This is a genomic window from Mesorhizobium sp. B2-5-7 (genome assembly GCF_006440875.1).
In the GTDB taxonomy this organism is placed as follows: domain Bacteria; phylum Pseudomonadota; class Alphaproteobacteria; order Rhizobiales; family Rhizobiaceae; genus Mesorhizobium; species Mesorhizobium australicum.
Map to the genome: position 1 here is coordinate 917,771 of NZ_VFUO01000001.1, position 19,972 is coordinate 937,742.

At 62.4% G+C, this 19,972-nt stretch carries 19 protein-coding genes; 4 read left to right on the forward strand and 15 right to left on the reverse strand.

What is annotated here, in order from left to right; genetic code table 11:
• Positions 1-4: 4 nt before the first annotated feature.
• A complete protein-coding gene (locus tag FJ543_RS04485; RefSeq protein ID WP_140874465.1) occupies positions 5-1,189 on the forward strand; it encodes an amino acid aminotransferase in 1,185 nt (394 codons plus the stop codon).
• 89 nt (positions 1,190-1,278) lie between these two features.
• Positions 1,279-2,103: a nucleoside triphosphate pyrophosphohydrolase gene (gene mazG / locus FJ543_RS04490; RefSeq protein ID WP_140873952.1), complete on the forward strand. Its 825-nt coding sequence runs from the start codon at positions 1,279-1,281 to the stop codon at positions 2,101-2,103.
• A gap of 62 nt (positions 2,104-2,165) precedes the next feature.
• On the opposite strand, the gene hflX is transcribed toward mazG, so the two are convergent.
• The 8 genes from hflX to dusB form a co-directional block, all read right to left on the reverse strand.
• Positions 2,166-3,557: a GTPase HflX gene (gene hflX / locus FJ543_RS04495; protein ID WP_140873954.1), complete on the reverse strand. Its 1,392-nt coding sequence runs from the start codon at positions 3,555-3,557 to the stop codon at positions 2,166-2,168.
• Positions 3,558-3,803 carry an RNA chaperone Hfq gene (hfq, locus tag FJ543_RS04500; protein WP_006202172.1) on the reverse strand — a complete coding sequence of 82 codons (246 nt, stop codon included), beginning with the start codon at positions 3,801-3,803 and terminating at the stop codon, positions 3,558-3,560.
• A 144-nt stretch (positions 3,804-3,947) separates the two neighbouring features.
• Positions 3,948-4,811: a D-amino-acid transaminase gene (locus FJ543_RS04505; protein ID WP_140619610.1), complete on the reverse strand. Its 864-nt coding sequence runs from the start codon at positions 4,809-4,811 to the stop codon at positions 3,948-3,950.
• 86 nt (positions 4,812-4,897) lie between these two features.
• Complete coding sequence (locus tag FJ543_RS04510; protein ID WP_140792888.1) at positions 4,898-6,259, reverse strand: sigma-54 dependent transcriptional regulator; 1,362 nt, start codon at positions 6,257-6,259, stop codon at positions 4,898-4,900.
• Positions 6,249-8,534: a PAS domain-containing sensor histidine kinase gene (locus FJ543_RS04515; RefSeq protein ID WP_181173905.1), complete on the reverse strand. Its 2,286-nt coding sequence runs from the start codon at positions 8,532-8,534 to the stop codon at positions 6,249-6,251. The genes FJ543_RS04510 and FJ543_RS04515 overlap by 11 nt, the downstream gene beginning before the upstream one ends.
• A gap of 129 nt (positions 8,535-8,663) precedes the next feature.
• Complete coding sequence (ntrC, locus tag FJ543_RS04520; RefSeq protein WP_023783973.1) at positions 8,664-10,124, reverse strand: nitrogen regulation protein NR(I); 1,461 nt, start codon at positions 10,122-10,124, stop codon at positions 8,664-8,666.
• On the reverse strand, positions 10,121-11,263 hold the full coding sequence (locus FJ543_RS04525) for a nitrogen regulation protein NR(II) (protein WP_140873955.1): 1,143 nt from the start codon (positions 11,261-11,263) through the stop codon (positions 10,121-10,123). The genes ntrC and FJ543_RS04525 overlap by 4 nt, the downstream gene beginning before the upstream one ends.
• Complete coding sequence (gene dusB / locus FJ543_RS04530; protein WP_140873957.1) at positions 11,260-12,288, reverse strand: tRNA dihydrouridine synthase DusB; 1,029 nt, start codon at positions 12,286-12,288, stop codon at positions 11,260-11,262. The genes FJ543_RS04525 and dusB overlap by 4 nt, the downstream gene beginning before the upstream one ends.
• Positions 12,289-12,428: 140 nt before the next feature.
• Here dusB and FJ543_RS04535 point away from each other — a divergent pair, with 140 nt between their 5' ends.
• Complete coding sequence (locus tag FJ543_RS04535) at positions 12,429-13,658, forward strand: bifunctional 2-C-methyl-D-erythritol 4-phosphate cytidylyltransferase/2-C-methyl-D-erythritol 2,4-cyclodiphosphate synthase (protein ID WP_140824397.1); 1,230 nt, start codon at positions 12,429-12,431, stop codon at positions 13,656-13,658.
• Positions 13,655-14,164: a CinA family protein gene (locus FJ543_RS04540; protein WP_140873958.1), complete on the forward strand. Its 510-nt coding sequence runs from the start codon at positions 13,655-13,657 to the stop codon at positions 14,162-14,164. Before FJ543_RS04535 ends, FJ543_RS04540 begins: the two co-directional genes overlap by 4 nt.
• Here the strand turns inward: FJ543_RS04540 and FJ543_RS04545 are convergent.
• The 7 genes from FJ543_RS04545 to FJ543_RS04575 all read right to left on the reverse strand — a co-directional run bounded on the left by FJ543_RS04545 (position 14,140) and on the right by FJ543_RS04575 (position 19,963).
• On the reverse strand, positions 14,140-14,598 hold the full coding sequence (locus tag FJ543_RS04545) for a type II toxin-antitoxin system RatA family toxin (RefSeq protein ID WP_140873961.1): 459 nt from the start codon (positions 14,596-14,598) through the stop codon (positions 14,140-14,142). The genes FJ543_RS04540 and FJ543_RS04545 overlap by 25 nt on opposite strands.
• Before the next feature lie 10 nt (positions 14,599-14,608).
• Positions 14,609-15,574, reverse strand: coding sequence for a lipoyl synthase (gene lipA / locus FJ543_RS04550; RefSeq protein WP_140664404.1), 966 nt, complete (start codon positions 15,572-15,574; stop codon positions 14,609-14,611).
• Between the two features lie 137 nt (positions 15,575-15,711).
• Positions 15,712-15,969 (reverse strand): GlsB/YeaQ/YmgE family stress response membrane protein, encoded by a 258-nt coding sequence (locus tag FJ543_RS04555; protein WP_140619600.1) that lies wholly within the window; start codon positions 15,967-15,969, stop codon positions 15,712-15,714.
• 99 nt (positions 15,970-16,068) lie between these two features.
• Positions 16,069-17,517: a dihydrolipoyl dehydrogenase gene (lpdA, locus tag FJ543_RS04560; RefSeq protein ID WP_140873963.1), complete on the reverse strand. Its 1,449-nt coding sequence runs from the start codon at positions 17,515-17,517 to the stop codon at positions 16,069-16,071.
• Between the two features lie 16 nt (positions 17,518-17,533).
• Positions 17,534-18,169, reverse strand: coding sequence for an SGNH/GDSL hydrolase family protein (locus FJ543_RS04565; protein ID WP_140873965.1), 636 nt, complete (start codon positions 18,167-18,169; stop codon positions 17,534-17,536).
• A gap of 4 nt (positions 18,170-18,173) precedes the next feature.
• Complete coding sequence (locus FJ543_RS04570; RefSeq protein ID WP_140873967.1) at positions 18,174-18,587, reverse strand: hypothetical protein; 414 nt, start codon at positions 18,585-18,587, stop codon at positions 18,174-18,176.
• A 14-nt stretch (positions 18,588-18,601) separates the two neighbouring features.
• Positions 18,602-19,963, reverse strand: coding sequence for a pyruvate dehydrogenase complex dihydrolipoamide acetyltransferase (locus FJ543_RS04575; RefSeq protein WP_140873969.1), 1,362 nt, complete (start codon positions 19,961-19,963; stop codon positions 18,602-18,604).
• Positions 19,964-19,972: the final 9 nt, after the last annotated feature.

Consider the following 19,972-nt stretch of genomic DNA (forward strand, 5'->3'; position numbering starts at 1 on the left):
AATGATGTTCGAAGACCTGCAGCCAGCTGCCGCCGACAAGATTCTTGCGCTGATCGGCCTCTATCGCGCCGATCCACGCCCTGGCAAGGTCGATCTCGGTGTCGGCGTCTACAAGGATCGCGACGGCAAGACGCCGGTTATGCGGGCCGTGCGCGAGGCCGAGAAGCGACTGCTGCAGAGCCAGGATACCAAGACCTATCTCGGCCTTGCCGGCGATACCGGGTTCAACACTATGATGGCCAAGCTCGCCTTCGGTCCAGGCGCGGACCTGTCGCGCATCCGGGCGGCACAGGCGCCCGGTGGCTCCGGCGCGCTGCGGCTGGTGGCAGAACTGCTCAAGCGGACGCGTTCGGATGCCACGGTCTGGGTCTCCGACCCGACCTGGCCGAACCATATGCCGGTGATGCGTGCCGCCGGCCTGCAGATTCGCGAATATCCCTATTTCGATGCGGCCTCGGGAGCGGTTCGTTTCGACGACATGCTGGCGGCGCTGCGGTCGGCCAACAGCGGCGACGTGGTGCTGCTGCATGGCTGCTGCCACAATCCGACCGGCGCCAATCTGGACGCGGCCCAGTGGGAGGCCATCGCCGATCTGGTCGTCGAGCGCGGCCTGCTGCCATTTGTCGACATCGCCTATCAAGGCTTTGGCGACGGCCTGGAGGCCGATGCCCTCGGCTTGCGGCTGCTGGCCGCGAAAGTTCCGGAAATGGTTGTCGCGTCGAGCTGCTCGAAGAATTTCGCGGTGTACCGCGACCGGGTCGGCGCGGCGATGGTCCTGGCCAGGGACGGCGCGCAGGCCGACGTCGCGATGAGCCAGATGCTGTCGGCGGCGCGCGCCATGTATTCTATGCCGCCCGACCATGGCGCGGCGGCGGTGCGCATCGTCCTGGAAGACGCCGCGCTGCGTGCCGACTGGGAAGCAGAACTGGAAGAGATGCGTCTTCGTATGCTGAGGCTTAGGGTCGCATTGGCCGAGGCGCTGCGCCGGCAATCCAATTCCGACCGCTTCGACTTCGTTGCCAGCCATCGTGGCATGTTCTCGCGGCTCGGCCTCACGGAAGCGCAGGTCGAAAGGCTGCGCGCCGAGCACGCCGTCTACATGGTCGGCGACAGCCGCATCAACGTCGCCGGCCTGCCCGAGGACGGCATGGATGACCTCGCCAAGGCGATCGTTTCCGTGCTGGACTGACGAGGCGGGTACGGTGCGCCTGTGGACAAGGTCCCCTCGCCGGCTGACAGCGTTGGCCGAGTGGCGGTTCGCGCGATAGCATCCGCACCATGACGCCATCGAAAGACATTTCACGCCTGATCGAGATCATGGCGGCGTTGCGCGCGCCGAAGACCGGCTGCCCGTGGGACATCGAGCAGGACTTCTCCACCATTGCGCCCTACACGATCGAGGAGGCCTACGAGGTGGCGGATGCCATCGCGCGCGGCGATCTCGACGATTTGCGCGACGAACTCGGTGACCTCCTGCTGCAGGTCGTCTACCATGCCCAGATGGCGCAGGAAGCCGGCGAATTCGCCTTCCCTGACGTTGTCCAGGCCATCACCACCAAGATGATCCGCCGCCATCCGCACGTGTTTGGCGACGAGAAGGCCCGCAGCGCCGGCATGGCCAAGGGCATGTGGGAGAAGATCAAGGCGCAGGAGAAGGCCGAGAAGCGACAAGCCCGGCTCGCGCGCGGTCTTGACCCGGAGGACAACGGCAAGGGGTTCCTGGACAGCGTTCCGGTCGCCCTGCCCGCCTTGACGCGAGCGCTGAAGCTTCAGGAAAAAGCCGCCCGCGTCGGCTTCGACTGGAGCGAGGCTGCTCCCATCCTGGACAAGATCGAGGAAGAGATCGGGGAGTTGCGCGAGGCTTTGGCCAGGGGTGAGACGGCCTCGATCAAGGACGAGTTCGGCGACATGTTGTTTGCCGTCGTCAATCTCGGCCGTCACCTGAAGCTCGATTCGGAGGTGGCGCTCAGCGGCACCAACGAGAAATTCCGCTCACGCTTCCACTATGTCGAGCATGCCCTGGAAAAATCAGGCGGCTCGCTGGAGGAAGCTAGCCTGGAGGAGATGGAAGCGCTCTGGCAGGAAGCAAAGACTGCAAGGTAAGCCTCTATAGCTCCGGCAATTCCGGACGGAAAGCGCGATACTTATCCTGGAATTTCTGCGCGTTAGCCGTTGTTTTTGCGACGCAATCGGCTTTCAATCTCTTCGCGGGCGCTTTGCGTGGCCTTCAGCGAAACGGTGGCGCTGCCATCGTCATTGTCGGTTCGCGAAACGACATCGCCATTGCGATAAAGCCAGTCGACCAGGCCGAATTGTGCCGGCTCGATCGTCACCGTCAGGTCTTGCAGTTCGCCGGCCATCCGCGTTTCGATGACCGCTTTCAGCGCATCGATGCCTTCGCCTGACACCGCCGATACGGCAATCGGCGGCTCCTTGGAACCGTCGGCGCTGTCGGCAAGCAGCCGCTGCCTGTTGCCTTCGTCCAGCAGGTCGATCTTGTTCCAGACTTCGATCACGCGCCTGGTGTCGCTGGCGTCGACGCCGAGATCGGCGAGGATGCGCTCGACATCCTCGGCCTGCGCCGCCGTGTCGGGATCGGAAATGTCGCGCAGATGGATGACGAGATCGGCCTCGACCACCTCTTCCAAGGTCGCCCGGAACGCCGCGATCAGATGCGTCGGCAGGTCCGAAATGAAGCCCACCGTATCGGAAAGAATGATCGGCGTGCCATGCGGCAGCCGCACGCGGCGCAGTGTCGGATCCAGCGTGGCGAACAGCATGTCCTGCGCCAGCACCCCTGCTCCGGTCAGCTTGTTGAACAGCGTCGACTTGCCGGCGTTGGTGTAGCCGACTATCGCCACCACTGGAAACGGCACCTTCTTGCGCTTGGCGCGGTGCAGGTCGCGGGTGCGGCGCACGGTTTCCAACTCGTGCTTCAGCTTTATGATCTTTTCCTGCAACTGCCGCCGATCGGATTCGATCTGCGTTTCACCGGGGCCACCGAGGAAGCCTGCACCGCCACGCTGACGCTCCAGGTGGGTCCAGCTGCGCACCAGGCGGCCCTTCTGGTAGTTGAGATGGGCAAGCTCGACCTGCAGCGTGCCTTCCTTGGTGCGCGCCCGTTCGCCGAAGATCTCCAGGATCAGCCCGGTGCGATCCAGCACCTTGGCGTTGAATTGCTTCTCGAGATTGCGCTGCTGCACCGGCGTCAGCGGATGATCGACGATGACCACTTCCGCCTGCCCTTCCTTGACGATCCCGGCGAACTCCTCGACCTTGCCGCTGCCCAGCAACGTCGCCGGGCGCGGGTCGTTGACGGTCACGACCGCCGTATGGATCAGATCAAGGTCGATGGCGCGGGCAAGGCCGACTGCTTCGTCGTGGCGCGCCTCGGCCGAGCGCGTCAGCCGCGGACGGTTCGTGTCATCGTCGTTACGCGGTTGGCGGGTAAGCACAGGCACAATGACAACGGCCCGGGTCGGACCCTTGGCTTCCGTCCCGGGATGATGCGCTGGTTTTCCGCGAACCGTGCCGTCCGCGTCCTTCTCACGTGCCAATCAGGCGCCCTGGCTTTCCTCGCCATCGAACATCTGAACCGGCTGGCTCGGCATGATCGTGGAAATGGCGTGCTTGTAGACGAGTTGGGAGTGACCGTCGCGGCGCAGCAGGACGCAGAAATTATCGAAAGAAGTGACCACGCCGGTCAGCTTCACGCCGTTGATAAGAAAGATGGTGAGCGGGTTCTTGCTCTTGCGAACTGAATTCAGGAACAGGTCCTGAAGGTTTTGCGATCGTTCCGCCATTGTTTTTGTCTTTCGCCGATCCCCTTCGGTTTGCAGCCAATGCGCCAAATTAGCGAGCACATGTCAAGCGCGCAAACACCCTCTTGCCGTCAGTAACGACAAGCAGAACGAGATATATTGATGTTCATTCCACCTGTGCGGTTATCAGGCTGGACTTTTTTCCGCAATGTCAAAAAAGGCATGCCGCAACGAAAGTGTTATTGAGCCGGGGTGGCCATTGGCTATGGGATCGCCGTCAATGGCCACGATCGGCATGGCAATAGTCGTCGCGGAACTGATGAATGCTTCGCGGGCCGCTTTGGCCTCGGCGACGGAAAATTCCCGTTCCTCGATCTTCAGGCCGAGCCTTGCCGCGACTTCGAACATGGTGGTGCGCGTGATGCCGCGCAGAATGCCATGTTCGGCCGGCCGGGTGACCAGAACGCCATCCTTGGTAACGATCCAGGCATTCGACGACCCGCCTTCCTTGACGTTGCCGTCGGCATCCACGAACCACGCTTCCTGTGCGCCCGCTTCCTTGGCCTTCTGCTTGGCCAATACATTGGGCAGCAGCCCGACGGTCTTGATGTCGACACGGTCCCACCGGTTCTCCGGCACGGTGATGACGGCGATGCCGGTCTCGGCTCGCTTGGCTCCCGCGGCAGGATCGGCCTTCCTGGCTGTCACCACCAGCGCGGGCTTGACGTTCGCCGATGGGAAGACAAATTCCCGGCTGGCGACACCGCGCGTCACCTGAACATAGACCAGGCCGTTGACGACATGATTGCGGTTGACCACTTCGCGCAGGATCAGCGGCAACACATTGCGTGTCACCGGCCAGGCGATCGACAGTTCGGTCAGCGAGCGGTTCAGCCGGGCAAGGTGGCGCGGCATGTCGACGATGAAGCCGCGCGCCACCTCGCAGACCTCGTAAACGCCGTCGGCGAACTGGTAGCCGCGATCCTCGATATGCACGGCGGCATCGGCATGAGTGATGTAGCGCCCGTTCACATAGGCAATGCGCGGCATGGTCACCTCGGGAGATTTGGTTCGGCCTGTTTAAGCGATTCCGCCGTGCAGGTAACGGACAATCGCGTGGGCCACCGAGGATTGGGTCAGACGCCCAGCGACTTCAGCTTGCGGTGCAAGGCGGAACGCTCCATGCCGATGAACTCGGCTGTCTTCGAAATGTTGCCGCCGAACCGGTTGATCTGGGCGATCAGATAGTCCTTTTCGAACTGTTCGCGTGCCTCGCGCAGCGGCAGCGCCATTATATGCTGGTCCGACTGGTTCGGCGTGCGCGGCATGACATCCCCGATTTCGGACGGCAGCAGATCCGCGGTGATCGGCGCGTCCACGTCCTCGCCGCGCGCCAGGATCATCAGTCGCTCGACGTTGTTGCGCAACTGGCGCACGTTGCCCGGCCAGTTGTGCGCCTGCAGCACGGCCAGCGCGTCGTCGCCGATACGGCGTGGCTTGATGCCAGCTTGGCGGGCGATCTGCTTCATGAAGTTGTCGACGAGATAGGGAATGTCCTCGCGCCGCTCGGCCAGTCCCGGCACCATGACCGGAACCACGGCGAGCCGGTGATAGAGATCCTCGCGGAAACGCCCGTCGGCGATCATCGCCTCAAGGTTCTGCGAGGTCGAGGAAATGATGCGGACGTCGACCTTGACCCGCTTAGTACCGCCCACCCGCTCGAATTGCTGTTCGACCAGCACGCGCAAAATCTTGTTCTGCGTCTCGCGCGGCATGTCGGCCACTTCGTCGATGTAGAGAATGCCGCGATGGGCCTCCTCCAGCGCCCCCACCTTACGTTCGACCCCGTTCGATTCGGTGCCGAACAGTTCGATCTCCATGCGTTCAGGCGTGATATTGGCGGCACTCAGCGTCACGAACGGCCCGCCCTTGCGCGCCGACAGCGTATGAATGGCGCGGGCGGCCAGTTCCTTGCCCGATCCGGAAGGGCCAACGATCATCACCCGGCTGTTGGTCGGCGCGACACGCTCGATGGTCTGGCGCAACTGGCTCATCGCCGAGGACATGCCGATCAAATCGAAAGTCTCGCCGCTGCGCAGCTTGAGGTCGGAAACTTCGCGGCGCAGTTTCGAGGTCTCGAGTGCGCGTTCGGCAATGAGGATCAGCCTGTCGGCCTTGAACGGCTTTTCGATGAAATCATAGGCGCCGCGACGGATGGCGGAAACCGCCGTTTCGATGTTGCCGTGGCCTGAAATCATCACTACCGGCAGGTTCGGGTGCATGGTCTTGATCTCGTCGAGCAGCGCCAAGCCGTCCAGACGCGAACCCTGCAGCCAGATATCAAGGAAGATCAGCCTCGGTGCTCGGTCGGCGATAGCCGCCAGTGCGCTGTCGGCATCGAATGCCGTACGGGTTTCGTGACCCTCGTCACTCAGGATGCCCGCGACGAGTTCGCGGATGTCTTCCTCGTCATCGACGATGAGAATATCAGACGCCATTATCGACCTTTTCAGTTTCTCTTTCGTGGTCCGCCTTGGTTTCGCCGCGCGGCAGCGCGCTGGTTGCAGGCGGCAGGATGATGCTGATCATCGCGCCGCGCCCGCCGTGGAAATCCGCAGGCGCGTCATGGAGTTCCAGCCTGCCGCCATGGTCCTCCACGATCTTCTTGACGATAGCGAGACCAAGCCCGGTGCCCTTTTCACGCGTGGTCATATAGGGCTCCAGCAACCGTTGGCGATTCTCGCGCGGCAGGCCTTTGCCATTGTCGATGACATCGATGCGAATCGCGCCATTCTGACGGCCGGCTTGAATCCGGATTATGCCGTGCGAACCGTCCTTATGTTCCAGTCCGTCGATCGCCTCGGCGGCATTCTTGATCACATTGCCGAAAGCCTGGGCCATCAGCCGGCTGTCGAACGTGCCCTTGAGCGGCTCGTTGCCGAATATCCGCTGGAAGGTGATGTCGGCGCGGCTGACTTCGACCAGGAAGGAAGCCTCGCGCAGCGATTCGCGCAGGTCGATGGCCTTCATCTCGGGCTTTGGCATGCGCGCGAAAGCCGAGAACTCGTCGACCATGCGGCCGATATCCTCCACCTGCCGGATAATGGTGTCGGTGCACTGGTCGAAAACCTCGCGGTCTTCGGTGATGACCTTGCCGTAGCGGCGCTTGATGCGTTCGGCGGAAAGCTGGATCGGCGTCAGCGGATTCTTGATCTCGTGGGCGATGCGCCGCGCCACGTCGGCCCAAGCGGATGAGCGCTGGGCCTGAACCAGATCGGTGATGTCGTCGACGGTCACGACATAGGATTTTTCCTCCGAGCCGTCGTCGCCTGCCTCGATGGTGACCTGCACATTGAAGGTCCGCTCGGCGCCGGCGCGATAGAAGGTCACCTGTTCGCGGTAGACCGGCTTGCCGGATTTACGACCGATCTCGAAGACGCGGCCGACATGCGGCAGGATCGCGGAAAGATTCTGCCCAAGTGCCGCGCTGGCGGAAACGGCCAGCATCGATTCGGCAGAACGATTGACGATGGTGATGATGCCGTAAGGGTCGACGCCGATGACGCCGGCGGTGACGCCGGCAAGCACGGCTTCGGAAAAACGCCGCCTCTCATCGATCAGGTCCTTCGCCGACAGGATCTCGTTGCGTTGTGATTTGAGCTCCAGCAGCATCTTGTTGAACGTGTCGCCGAGCGAGGCGACATCGCCATCGGATGGCCGCACCGGCACCGCGACGTCGAGATTGCCGGTCGCGACTTCGTCGGCAGCGCCGATCAGCTGACGGATCGGCCGCACGAGCCGGTCGGCAACAGCTATGCCGGTCCAGATTGCCGATAGGATGATGATCAGGGTCAGCGACAGATAGGGCAGCGCAAACGCCACTTGCGAGGTACGCCTGTTGTCCTCGAGATTGCGATACTCGTCGGTGTTGGACCTGACGATCTGCCGCGCCTTGATCACCTCGGGGTCGACCAGACGGATGGTGTAGAGATAGAGGCCATCGAGCTCGCGCAGCTTGACGATGGCGCCCATGATGTTGCGCGTGCGCGGCTCGATCAGCACCGGCTTGCCGTCGGTGGCGGTGGCCACCGCTCCTTCCGGCGGTTCCGGCATGGCGAAATCGGCATCGGTCTTGGCGCTCATGACGAAGGAGCCATCGGGCTTGATCAGGGCGGCATGCGCCAGCGAGCGCCCCACGGCTTCCTTGTTCATGAGATCGAGAAAGCCGGTGCGATCGAGGCCGTAGAGCGTTCGCGACGCATCGAGATCGTAGGCCATCGACAACGTCGTACCCTGCAGGTTGCGCGCGTTCTCCTGCACATAGGCGTCGGCGATCGACAGGGACGAATTGACGATTGTCTTGGTGCGAATTTCGAACCAGCGATCAAGGCCGATATCGAGCGTGATCGAGGCGATGATCGCCACCATGATGGCGGGAATGGCGGCAACGAGAGCGAACATGGCAACGATGCGCACATGCAGCCGAGAAGCCGCTTTGCCATGCCGGCGCGCCATGACGATGCGATGCACCTCGCGTCCAACCAGCGCGATGAGGAAGAGCACGAAGGCGGCGTTGAGAGCGATCAGCGCCCAGGTCGTTTTGGCGTCAGGCGCAATCGGTGTCGCACCGACCAGGATGGCGAACGAAATAGCCGCCATGACCAAGGCACCGACGACCGCCACCACGCCGGGGAGTGCCAGCAGCCGGCGCCCGTCGCGCGCGCCAGGTTCGCTGAAGAGCGGTTTGTTGAGTACAGGTGTCTGCGGAGCCATGTCGCCGTCTAGAGCCAGTGATTGCGTCCGATCTATGCAACGCATTGTGGCGATTATGCAACAAGTGTGACAACTACAGGACTCTTTCCCCGGTCGGTCCCCTGAAAAGATCCTGTATGCAGCGCGGGCTCAGGTCTGGCGGGAGGACTTGTAAACGTTGACGCCCAATTCGCGAATCTTCTTGCGCAGGGTGTTGCGGTTGAGTCCCAGGAGCTCAGCGGCCTTGATCTGGTTGCCGCGGGTTGCCGTCATCGAAGCCAGCACCAACGGATATTCGACTTCGGACAAGATACGCTCGTACAGACCGGCAGGCGGCAATTCGCCCGCAAAGGAGGCGAAATAGCGCTGCAGGAAGTGCTCCACCGCCTGCCCGATGGAAAGATCGTCGGGAATGAGGTTGCCGCCACCCGGTACCACGGGGCGTTCGCCCGTCTTGAGCTCCGTCTCGATGATCTCGGCGGAAATCTCGTCCTGCGAATAAAGCGCGGCGAGCCTGCGGACCAGGTTTTCCAGCTCGCGCACATTGCCTGGCCAGGGATAGCGCTTCATCAGTTCGATGCCGCCGGAAGAGATGCGCTTGGTCTGCAGCCCCTCCATTTCGCCGAGCTTGAAGAAATGGCGCACCAGATCGGGCACATCCTCGGAGCGTTCGCGCAGGGCCGGCAACCTGAGCGGCACGACATTGAGACGGTAGAAAAGATCCTCGCGGAAGAGGCCCTGGTTGATCAGCGTACGCAGGTCCTTGTTGGTGGCGGCGACAATGCGCACATCGGTCTTGATCGGCGTGCGGCCGCCGACAGTCGTGTACTCGCCCTGCTGCAGGACGCGCAGCAAGCGCGTCTGCGCCTCCATCGGCATGTCGCCGATCTCGTCAAGGAACAGCGTGCCGCCCTCCGCCTGCTCGAAACGGCCAGTCGAGCGGCTCTGCGCGCCGGTGAAGGCGCCCTTCTCGTGACCGAACAGTTCCGATTCAATAAGGTCGCGCGGGATAGCCGCCATGTTGATGGCAACGAACGGGCCGCCACGACGGCGCCCATATTCATGCAGCGCTCGTGCCACCAGTTCCTTGCCGGTGCCCGATTCGCCCGAAATCATCACCGTCAGGTCGGTCTGCATCATGCGCGCCAGCATGCGGTAGATGTCCTGCATGGCCGCCGAACGGCCGACCAGCGGCATCGTTTCGGGCGGCTCTTCTTGCCTGGCATCGATCTTCGGCCGCCGGGGCTCGGACAAAGCGCGGTTGACGATGTTGAGGAGTTCGGTCAGATCGAAAGGCTTCGGCAGATATTCATAGGCGCCCGTTTCGGAAGCGCGGATCGCCGTCATGAAGGTATTCTGGGCGCTCATGACGATGACAGGCAGTTCCGGCCGCGCCTTCTTGATGCGCGGCAGCATATCGAAAGCGTTCTCGTCAGGCATCACGACATCGGTGATGACGAGATCCCCCTCGCCAGCCGCCACCCAGCGCCACAGGGTCGAGGCGTTGGAGGTGACGCGCACCTCGTGACCGACACGCGACAGGGCCTGATTGAGAACGGTGCGGATCGCAGCATCGTCGTCGGCGACCAGAATATTGCCGCGAACGGTCATTTGCGGTCTCCTTCACCGTCTTGATCAGCGCCAAGCGCCGTTTCCTTCCAGGCCGGCATCAGAACCCGGAATGTTGTCGCGCGCGGCGTCGAATCGCATTCGATGATGCCGCCATGTTCACCGACGATCTTGGCGACCAGCGCCAGCCCGAGCCCCGAGCCGTTCGGCTTGGTGGTGATGAAGGGATCGAACAGGATCGGCAGGATATCCTCCGACACGCCGGAACCATTGTCGCGCACGCAGAACTCCAGCGGCAGCGACACGCGGTCCTGCGTCCCCGGAACCGAAACGCGAATACCGGGCCGGAAGGCGGTGGACAGCACGATCTCGCCCTGGGGGTCGCTACCGATTGCCTCGGCGGCGTTCTTGATCAGATTGAGGAACACCTGGATCAGCTGATCACGATTGGCAAACACCGGAGGCAATGATGGATCATAGTCCTCCAGTATCTTGATTTTCCTAGCGAAACCGTTCTTTGCGATCGCTTTCACGTGATCGAGCACCACATGGATGTTGACGGGATAGCGGTCGATCGGCCGCTCGTCGGAAAACACCTCCATGCGGTCGACCAGCGACACGATACGGTCCGTCTCATCGGTGATCAGCCGCGTCAGCGCGCGATCCTCATCGGAAGCGGACAGCTCGAGCAGCTGAGCCGCCCCCCTGATACCGGAGAGCGGGTTCTTGATCTCATGCGCCAGCATCGCCGCCAGACCGGTCACCGAGCGCGCGGCGCCGCGATGCGTCATCTGCCGGTCGATCTTGTCGGCCATCGACCGCTCCTGGAACATGACCACGACGGAGCCCGGAAACTCCGGTACCGGCGCGACATAGAGATCGACGACCTTTTCGATGCCGAGGCGCGGCGACGAAACGTCGACCCGATATTCGTTGACGGGCGCGCGGCGCTCGCGCACCTGGTCGACCAGTGTCAGCAGCGGACTGCCGAAGGGTATGAGCTTGGACAGGGTGTTGCGCGCCAGCATGGTCGCGCTGGAGCGAAAGAAGTCCTCGGCATCGGCATTGGCGAAGGTGATGAAGCCTTCCTCGCTGATCATGATCACCGGGCGGCGGATCGTGTTTAGTACGATCTGGGCAGCATCCGCCATTTCAACGCCTTGGCCAGGGGTTGCGTTCATGCGGCGCTCCGCAGGTTCAAGGTTTGCGGATCGCGCGAAAACACGTCACGCAGCAAGGCAATGACGCGGGCCGGTTCGGACGCGGTCAATATCGCTTTCCTACTCTCGCCAGCGACACCCCCGGCACTTCGGTCGAGATACCAGCCCAGATGCTTGCGCGCTTGACGCAGGCCGCTCTCGATGCCGTAAAGCGCCAGCATATCCTCGTAGTGGGCGGCGACATAGTCGGTAAGCGCTTGCGGGGTCTCGGGAATGCCGGGCGAAAATGTCCCGGCGGCAGCCGCAGCGATGCTGCCGGCGACCCACGGCGCGCCATAATGGGCGCGACCGACCATCAATGCGTCGGCGCCGGACTGTTCGAGAACGGCGGCTGCCTCGCTTGGGGAGCAGACATCGCCATTGGCGACGACCGGAATGGAAACAGCCTCCTTGACGCGAGCGATGGCGCGCCAGTCCGCCTTGCCCTGGTAGAACTGGCAGCGTGTGCGGCCATGAACCGTGACCATTCTGACGCCCGCCTGCTCGGCCCGGCGCGCCAGGACAGGAGCGTTGAGTGCGCCTTCGTCCCAACCCAGCCGCATCTTGACCGTCACCGGCACCTTGACCGCGCCTACCACGGCCTCGATCAGCGAGAGCGCGTGGTCGAGGTCCAGCATCAATGCCGAACCGGCATAGCCACCGGTGACCTTCTTGGCCGGGCAGCCCATATTGATGTCGATGATGTCGGCGCCCTCGCCGGCGGCGATCCGCGCGCCTTCGACCATATGCATGGCCTCGCGCCCGGCAAGCTGCACCATGTGGACGGGCAGTCCGGAATGGCGTATCCGCAGGCCACAACCCGCCCTGCCCTTGGCGAGTTCGCCGCTGGCCACCATTTCGGACACCACCAGGCCTGCGCCATGCCCATGGGCGCGCTGCCTGAACGCCTCGTCCGTGATCCCCGACATTGGCGCGAGGAAGACGCGGTTGCGTATTCTGACGCCGCCGACGTCGAGAGACTGGGCCAATCCGGTCAAGTTAACCATGCACAAAAACCAAGCACGTCCATTCGTTGCACATTCTCTAGCCAGATCGAGAGAAATGTGCAACGCGGAATGACGCCACATTAAGGCGCAATTGGGAAAATGCTGGCCTTCGGCCTTGGCCGCGACTAGGACCGGACTGCATGACTGGCGCAACCGAAAATCAGGCTCCGGATCCGGGTGGCAAAGTCGCGGTGGTTATCGTCGCGGCCGGCCGCGGCGCGCGCGCCGGACAAACCGATGGTCCGAAGCAATATCAACGAATTGGCGGACGCGCCGTTATCGCTCGTGTGATAGACATTTTTCTGGCGCACCCACTCATCGGCCGGATTGTCGTGGCGATCCATGCAGAGGACCGCGAGCTTTTTCAGCAAGCGGTCGGAACCGATGCGGATCGGGTAACGGCAATTGCCGGAGGCGCGACCAGGCAGGATTCGGTTCGGCTCGGGCTGCAGGCGCTGAGAAGCTACGCGCCGGACAAGGTCCTCATCCACGACGCCGCGCGCCCCTTTGTCGACATGGATCTGATCGACCGCACCATCGCGGCCATCGGCGAACGTGAAGGCGCTCTTCCCGCCCTGCCGGTCGCCGATACGCTGAAACGCGAATCGGCGACCGGCATGGTCGGCGAAACGGTGCCACGGAGCGGGCTGCACGCGGCGCAAACACCGCAAGGCTTTCCCTTCCTCGCGATCATGACGATGCATGAGCAAGCCTATAACAGCGGCAAATCCGACTTTACCGACGACGCGTCGATCGCCGAATGGATGCAAATGCCGGTAAAGCTCGTTCCGGGATCGCCCGACAATGTCAAACTCACATGGGCACGGGACATCGCCATGGCGCACCAGCGACTTTCCAGCGAGCGGACACACTTTCCCGATATCCGCACCGGCAATGGCTACGATGTCCACGCCTTCGAGCCCGGCGACCATGTTACGCTTTGTGGCGTCGCCATCCCGCATGACAGGAAACTTTCGGGTCATTCCGACGCGGATGTCGGCCTGCACGCCCTGACCGACGCGCTGCTGGCGACCTGCGGGGCCGGCGACATCGGCACGCACTTTCCTCCATCCGATCCGCAGTGGAAAGGCGCTGCATCGCGGATATTCGTCGAACATGCCGCAAGACTGGTGCGCGAGCGCGGCGGACGCATCGCCAATGCCGATATCACGCTGATCTGCGAGGCGCCGCGCGTCGGCCCGCACCGCGAGGTGATGACATCAGTCCTTTCCCTAATGCTGGGGATTTCCGCCGACCGCATCTCGGTCAAGGCGACAACCAACGAGAAACTCGGCTTTGTCGGTCGCGAGGAAGGTATCGCGGCGATCGCCACCGCCAGCGTGGTGTTTCCAGGCGAGGTTCCGGAATGACCAACAGCGAACTGGCAATCGCCCTGTTTGAGGCGTGCCGGCAGCGCGGCATCATGCTGGCGACCGCGGAAAGCTGTACCGGCGGGATGATCATCGCCGCGCTGACCGACATTGCCGGTTCTTCCGCCGTGGTCGATCGCGGCTTCATCACCTATTCCAACGAAGCCAAGATGGACATGCTCGGCGTTCGCGCCGCCACGCTCGAGGTGCATGGTGCGGTCTCGGGCGAGACAGCCATCGAGATGGCCGCCGGAGCGCTCGCCCGTTCGCGTGCCGGGCTGGCGCTGGCCGTCACCGGCATTGCCGGTCCGGGTGGCGGTTCCAGGGAAAAGCCGGTCGGGCTGGTCTGGTTTGGCGTTGCGGTGAACGGCCGACCCGTGACGGCTGAACGCAAGCTGTTTGCCGACAATGGCCGTGACTTCATCCGCCGGGAAACGGTCCATCATGCACTTGAGATCGGCTTGCAGGCGCTTGGCGAGAGTCAGGCCGCCGGTTTCTTGCCGTAGATGATGTCGGCGCGCTTTTCAAAAGCTTCGGCGAACATGCGGAAGGCACGATCGAACATCGTGCCCATCAGCGCACCCAGGATGCGGCTCTTGAATTCATAGTCGATGAAGAAGCGCACGGCACAACCGGCACCATCCGGCTCGAACCGCCAGACATTTCTCAGATATTTGAACGGGCCGTCAATATACTTCACGTCGATGGCATGTTCGTCGGGCTTGAGCAGCACCTGCGTCGTGAAAGTCTCCCGGATCGCCTTATAGCCGATGCTCATGTCGGCCACGAGGATGGTGCGGCCGTCACGCTCCTTGCGCGAGCGGACCGCCAACGCTTCGCAAAGCGGCAGGAATTGCGGGTAAGTTTCGATGTCGGCGACCAGCGCGAACATCTGCTCAGGCGTGTGGGCGACGCGGCGGGTGGCTTCGAATTTCGGCATGAAACCGGCGTTAGACCAATTTCTGGAGCTGCGCTTCGCGCGCGGCGCGCAGCCGGGCGAAATCGTCGCCGGCATGGTGCGAAGAGCGTGTCAGCGGGCTCGATGCCACCAGCAGGAAACCCTTTGTCTTGCCGATCGTCTCGAAGGACTTGAATTCCTCCGGCGTGACGAAGCGGATCACCGGGTGGTGCTTCTTCGACGGCTGCAGGTATTGGCCGATGGTCATGAAGTCGACATTGGCCGAACGCAGATCGTCCATTAATTGCAGGATTTCGTTCCGCTCCTCGCCAAGGCCGACCATGATGCCGGACTTGGTGAAAATCGACGGATCGAGTTCCTTGACCCGCTGCAGCAGCCGGATCGAGTGGAAATAGCGGGCGCCCGGCCGGACCTTAAGATAATTCGACGGCACGGTTTCGAGGTTGTGGTTGAAGACGTCGGGCCGGGCCGCCACGACGATCTCCAGTGCGCCTTCCTTGCGCAGGAAATCGGGCGTCAGGATTTCGATGGTCGTCAGAGGCGTTGCCGCCCGGATCGCACGGATGACATCGGCGAAGTGCTGCGCACCGCCATCGTCGAGATCGTCGCGGTCAACGGAGGTGATGACGACGTGGCTGAGGCCCATTTGCTTGACGGCATGCGCGACACGCGCGGGCTCGTCGGAGTCGAGTGCGGTCGGGATGCCAGTGGCGACATTGCAGAAGGCGCAGGCGCGCGTGCATATCTCGCCCATGATCATGAAGGTGGCGTGCTTCTTTTCCCAGCACTCACCGATGTTCGGGCAACCGGCCTCTTCGCATACGGTCACCAGCTTGTGCGATTTCACGATCTCACGTGTCTCGGCATATCCCTTCGACACCGGCGCCTTGACGCGGATCCAGTCCGGCTTGCGCAATACCTCCTGGTCGGGCTTGTGGGCCTTCTCGGGATGCCGCAGCCGCGGCGCGTTGGCGATCGTGTCGAGGACAGTGACCATCTGAACCCTGGCCTTTCTTGCGACCGCCCGTCGGCGATCGTCACCTTAACGTCATCTAGGACTTTTCGGGACAAAGAAAAAGGCTGCAGCGGCGCATGCCGCTACAACCGTTTTCGCATAGCCGAAAACGATATCGACTAACGGCGCACCAGGCGACCTACCCAGATCAGCAGGCAGGCACCGATGAATCCGGTGATCAGATAAGCGGTCCAGCCGACGCCGAATACGCCGATGTTGAGGGCCTGCAGGACTGCATTCAGCACCACCGCGCCAACGATGCCCATGATAATGTTCATGAATATGCCGGTGTTGCTCTTCATGACCATTTCGGCCAACCAGCCTGCCAGGCCGCCGATGATGATTGCTGCGATCCAGCCCACGCCGTTCAAGTGCATATGCCTTCTCCTTGCGCCAGTAAAAATGCATTGGAAAACGAACTGCCTCGCCGTCGAGATCCCACGGCTTTGACAGCTGAGTCTCCCGCGGGGAATCTATCATGCGTTCAAGGCGCGGCCATAGGCGTCTAGCACGCTTTCCTTCATCATCTCGGATAGCGTCGGATGCGGGAAGATGGTGTGCATCAGCTCTTCCTCGGTGGTTTCGAGGTTCATCGCCACGACAAAACCCTGGATCAGTTCCGTGACTTCGGCGCCGACCATGTGTGCGCCGAGCAACTGACCGGTCTTCTTGTCGAAGATGGTCTTGATGAAGCCTTGGTCTTCGCCAAGCGCGATGGCCTTGCCGTTGGCCCCGAACTGGAAGCGGCCGACGCGGATATCCTTGCCCTCGGCCTTGGCTTTTGCTTCCGTCAGTCCAACCGAGGCGACCTGCGGATTGCAGTAGGTGCAACCAGGGATCTTGAGCTTGTCCGTGGCGTGAACACCGGGGAAGTTCGCGATCTTTTCGACGCACACGACGCCCTCGTGCTCGGCCTTGTGAGCAAGCATGGGCGGACCGGCGACATCGCCGATGGCGTAGATACCAAGCACATTGGTCTTGCCATACCCGTCGATGACCACGCAACCGCGCTCGGTCTTAACACCGAGTGCTTCAAGGCCGAGGTTCTCGATATTGCCCTGGACGCCAACGGCCGAGATCATGCGATCGGCTGTGATCTTCTCGACCTTGCCGTCTTTCATCTCGACATGCGCGGTAATCGAGTTCGTCCCCTTCTCGACCTTGGTTACCTTGGCCTCGAGGATGATCTTCATGCCTTGCTTCTCGAACTGCTTTTGCGCGAATTTCGAGACCTCGGCGTCCTCGACCGGCATCACCGCCGGCAGCAGCTCGACCACCGTGACCTCGGCGCCCATTGTGCGATAGAAGGAGGCGAATTCGATGCCGATAGCGCCTGAGCCCATCACCAGCAGCGACTTCGGCATCTCCTTCGGCACCATGGCTTCGAAATAAGTCCAGATCAGCTTGCCGTCCGGCTCTATGCCGGGCAGAGCGCGCGGCCGGGCGCCGGTCGCCAGGATGATGTGCTTGGCGGTGTAGGTGCCCTCGCCCTTGACGCCTTTCGGCACTGGAGGCTGCGGCTCCATCGGCTTCTTGGCCGTCTTTGAGACGACGATCTCGCCTGGTTTTGTCAGCTTGGCCTCACCCCAGATGACGTCGACCTTGTTCTTCTTCATCAGGAAGGCGACGCCGCCATTGAGCCTGAGCGACACTTTTCGCGACCGATCGACGACGGCAGCGGTATCGGCACTGATCTTGCCGCCATCGAGCTTCAGGCCGTAATCCTTCAGATGATCGGAATAATGCATGATCTCGGCCGACCGCAGCAGCGCCTTGGTCGGAATACAGCCCCAATTCAGACAGATGCCGCCTAGATGCTCGCGCTCGACGATCGCCGTCTTGAAGCCGAGCTGGGCGGAGCGCACCGCGGTGACATAGCCGCCGGGACCGGAGCCGATGATGATGACGTCGTAGTTCTCAGCCACGGGTTTTCTCCTTCAATCACAATTCCAGCATGACGCGCACGACCGGCGTCAGCGCCTCGCCAATGTTTCGCGTATTCTCGGCATCGAGGTGGACGCCATCGAGAGGTGTTGTTTGCGCCACCGTGCCAGCGTCGAAGAAGCCGCAGCCGACCTCGTCGGCGAGTGCGGCGTATTGCGGCGCAAGCTGCTTCGAGGCCTCATCGCCGCCGGCGAACATCTCCCTGAAGTCGGCATTTTCGGTGCGGCTGACAAGAGGCGGCGAAACGATCAGTATCTGCGGTGCCGGCCAGTCGAACGGATAGTCGTGGCCACGCACGATATCGATCAGCCGCTGGATGCCTTGCTTGGCGGCAACCGGGTTGCCATGGATCCATGGCTTCATGTCATTGGCGCCGAGCATGATGACGATCAGGTCGATCGGCGCATGCGTCGTCAACACTGTCGGCAGCAGCCGCGCGCCGTTGCGATCGGCTCCGGCCAGATGATCGTCGAAGGCGGTGGTGCGGCCATTGAGCCCCTCCGCGACGACTTGAACGCCTTCGCCGAGGCCTGCTTGCAGCACGCTTGGCCAGCGATCCCCAAGCGCATGACGGCCGCCTTCGGCATTGTAGCCCCAGGTCAGCGAGTCGCCGTAACAAAGCACCGTCTTCATCCGTTCAACCTGCCTTTGTGTCGGCCACGCCGCGCTTCACGCGCCAGCGTACGAACAACCAATGGATGACGATCGTCACCAGGCCCGGCAGACCGAGACCGGCAACCATCGGTATGTCTTTCCTGACCACCGCGGCGCTGCTGTCGCTGTAAAGGATCAGCGCGACCAGCAGGACGAGAAGCGCCACAAAGGCAATCAGCGTCCACTTGCCTGCGCTGGCGACGGCCGCGACCGGATCGTTCGTCAATTGCGCAACGAAGAAGATGAAGGTGACGACAAAAGTCACCAGCACCGAGAACATGAAGACGATGATGTATTCTTCCTCGGCGCCGGTGGCGACAGCCAACCATTGCGCGATAAGGCCGCCGGCCAAGCCGGAAATCAAAAAGGCGAAAAGGCTGGTGAAGAATATCCGCACAGCCTTTCCCTTTCCTAGACCAGCATGCCCATCGGATTCTCGATCAGCTTCTTGAAGGCGACCAGCAGTTCGGCCCCCAGCGCGCCGTCAACCGCACGATGGTCGGTCGACAGCGTCACCGACATCACGGTCGCTATTCTGATCTCACCATTCTTGACCACCGCCCGCTCCTCGCCCGCGCCGACCGCCAGGATCGTCGCATGCGGCGGGTTGATGACGGCGGCAAAGTCCTTGATGCCGAACATGCCGAGATTGGAGACGGCGGTCGTGCCGCCTTGATATTCTTCCGGCTTCAGCTTGCGGCTGCGGGCGCGGCTGGCCAGGTCCTTCATCTCGTTAGAGATGACCGACAGCGTCTTTTCATCGGCATGCCGGATGATCGGCGTGATCAGGCCACCGGGGATCGAAACGGCGACGCCGACATCGGCATGCCTGTGCTTGACCATGGCGCTCTCGGTCCATGAGGCATTGGCATCCGGCACCGCCTTCAAGGCCATCGCCATCGCCTTGATGACCATGTCGTTGACCGACAGCTTGTAGACGGGCGCCTCACCCTTGTCGGTCTTTTTCACCGGTGCCGCGGCATTGAGCTGAGTGCGTAAAGCCAGCAGCGCGTCGAGTTCGCAGTCGAGCGTCAGATAGAAATGCGGGATGGTGGTTTTTGCTTCGACCAGGCGCCGCGCGATGGTCTTGCGCATATTGTCGTGCGGGACGAGTTCGTAGGAGCCTTGCTCGAACAGTTTCAGCACCTGCTCGTCCGACATCGCCTTTACCGCCGGGGCGGAGGCAGGCGCGCCGGCCGGAGCCTTGGCAGCCGGTGCCGCCTTGGCGCCACCACCTGCAATCGCGGCATCTACGTCAGCCTTGACCACGCGGCCGTGCGGGCCGGTGCCGGTGACCGCAGAGACGTCGACGCCGGCGTCCTTGGCGATACGGCGGGCAAGCGGCGATGCAAAGGTGCGGTCGCCAGCCGCGTTGCCATTGGCGGCCGGAGCCGCCTGCGCCTTTGGGGCCTCGGCCTCGGCCTTTGGCGATTCAGCATTCGGCGCTTCGGCTTTGGGCGCATCCGCTTTCGGAGCTTCGGCTTTCGCCGGTGTGGCGCCGCCGCTTTTCGCCGCGGCGCCGGCATCTTCGCCTTCCGCCGCAAGCACCGCGATCAGCGCGTTGACCTTGACGCCCTCGGTGCCGGCCGGGACGACCAGCTTGGCAACCGTGCCCTCATCGACGGCCTCGACCTCCATCGTCGCCTTGTCGGTCTCGATCTCGGCGATCACGTCGCCCGGCGAAACCTTGTCGCCTTCCTTGACCAGCCACTTGGAAAGATTGCCCTCTTCCATAGTGGGCGAGAGCGCCGGCATGGTGATGTTGATTGGCATATTGTCCTC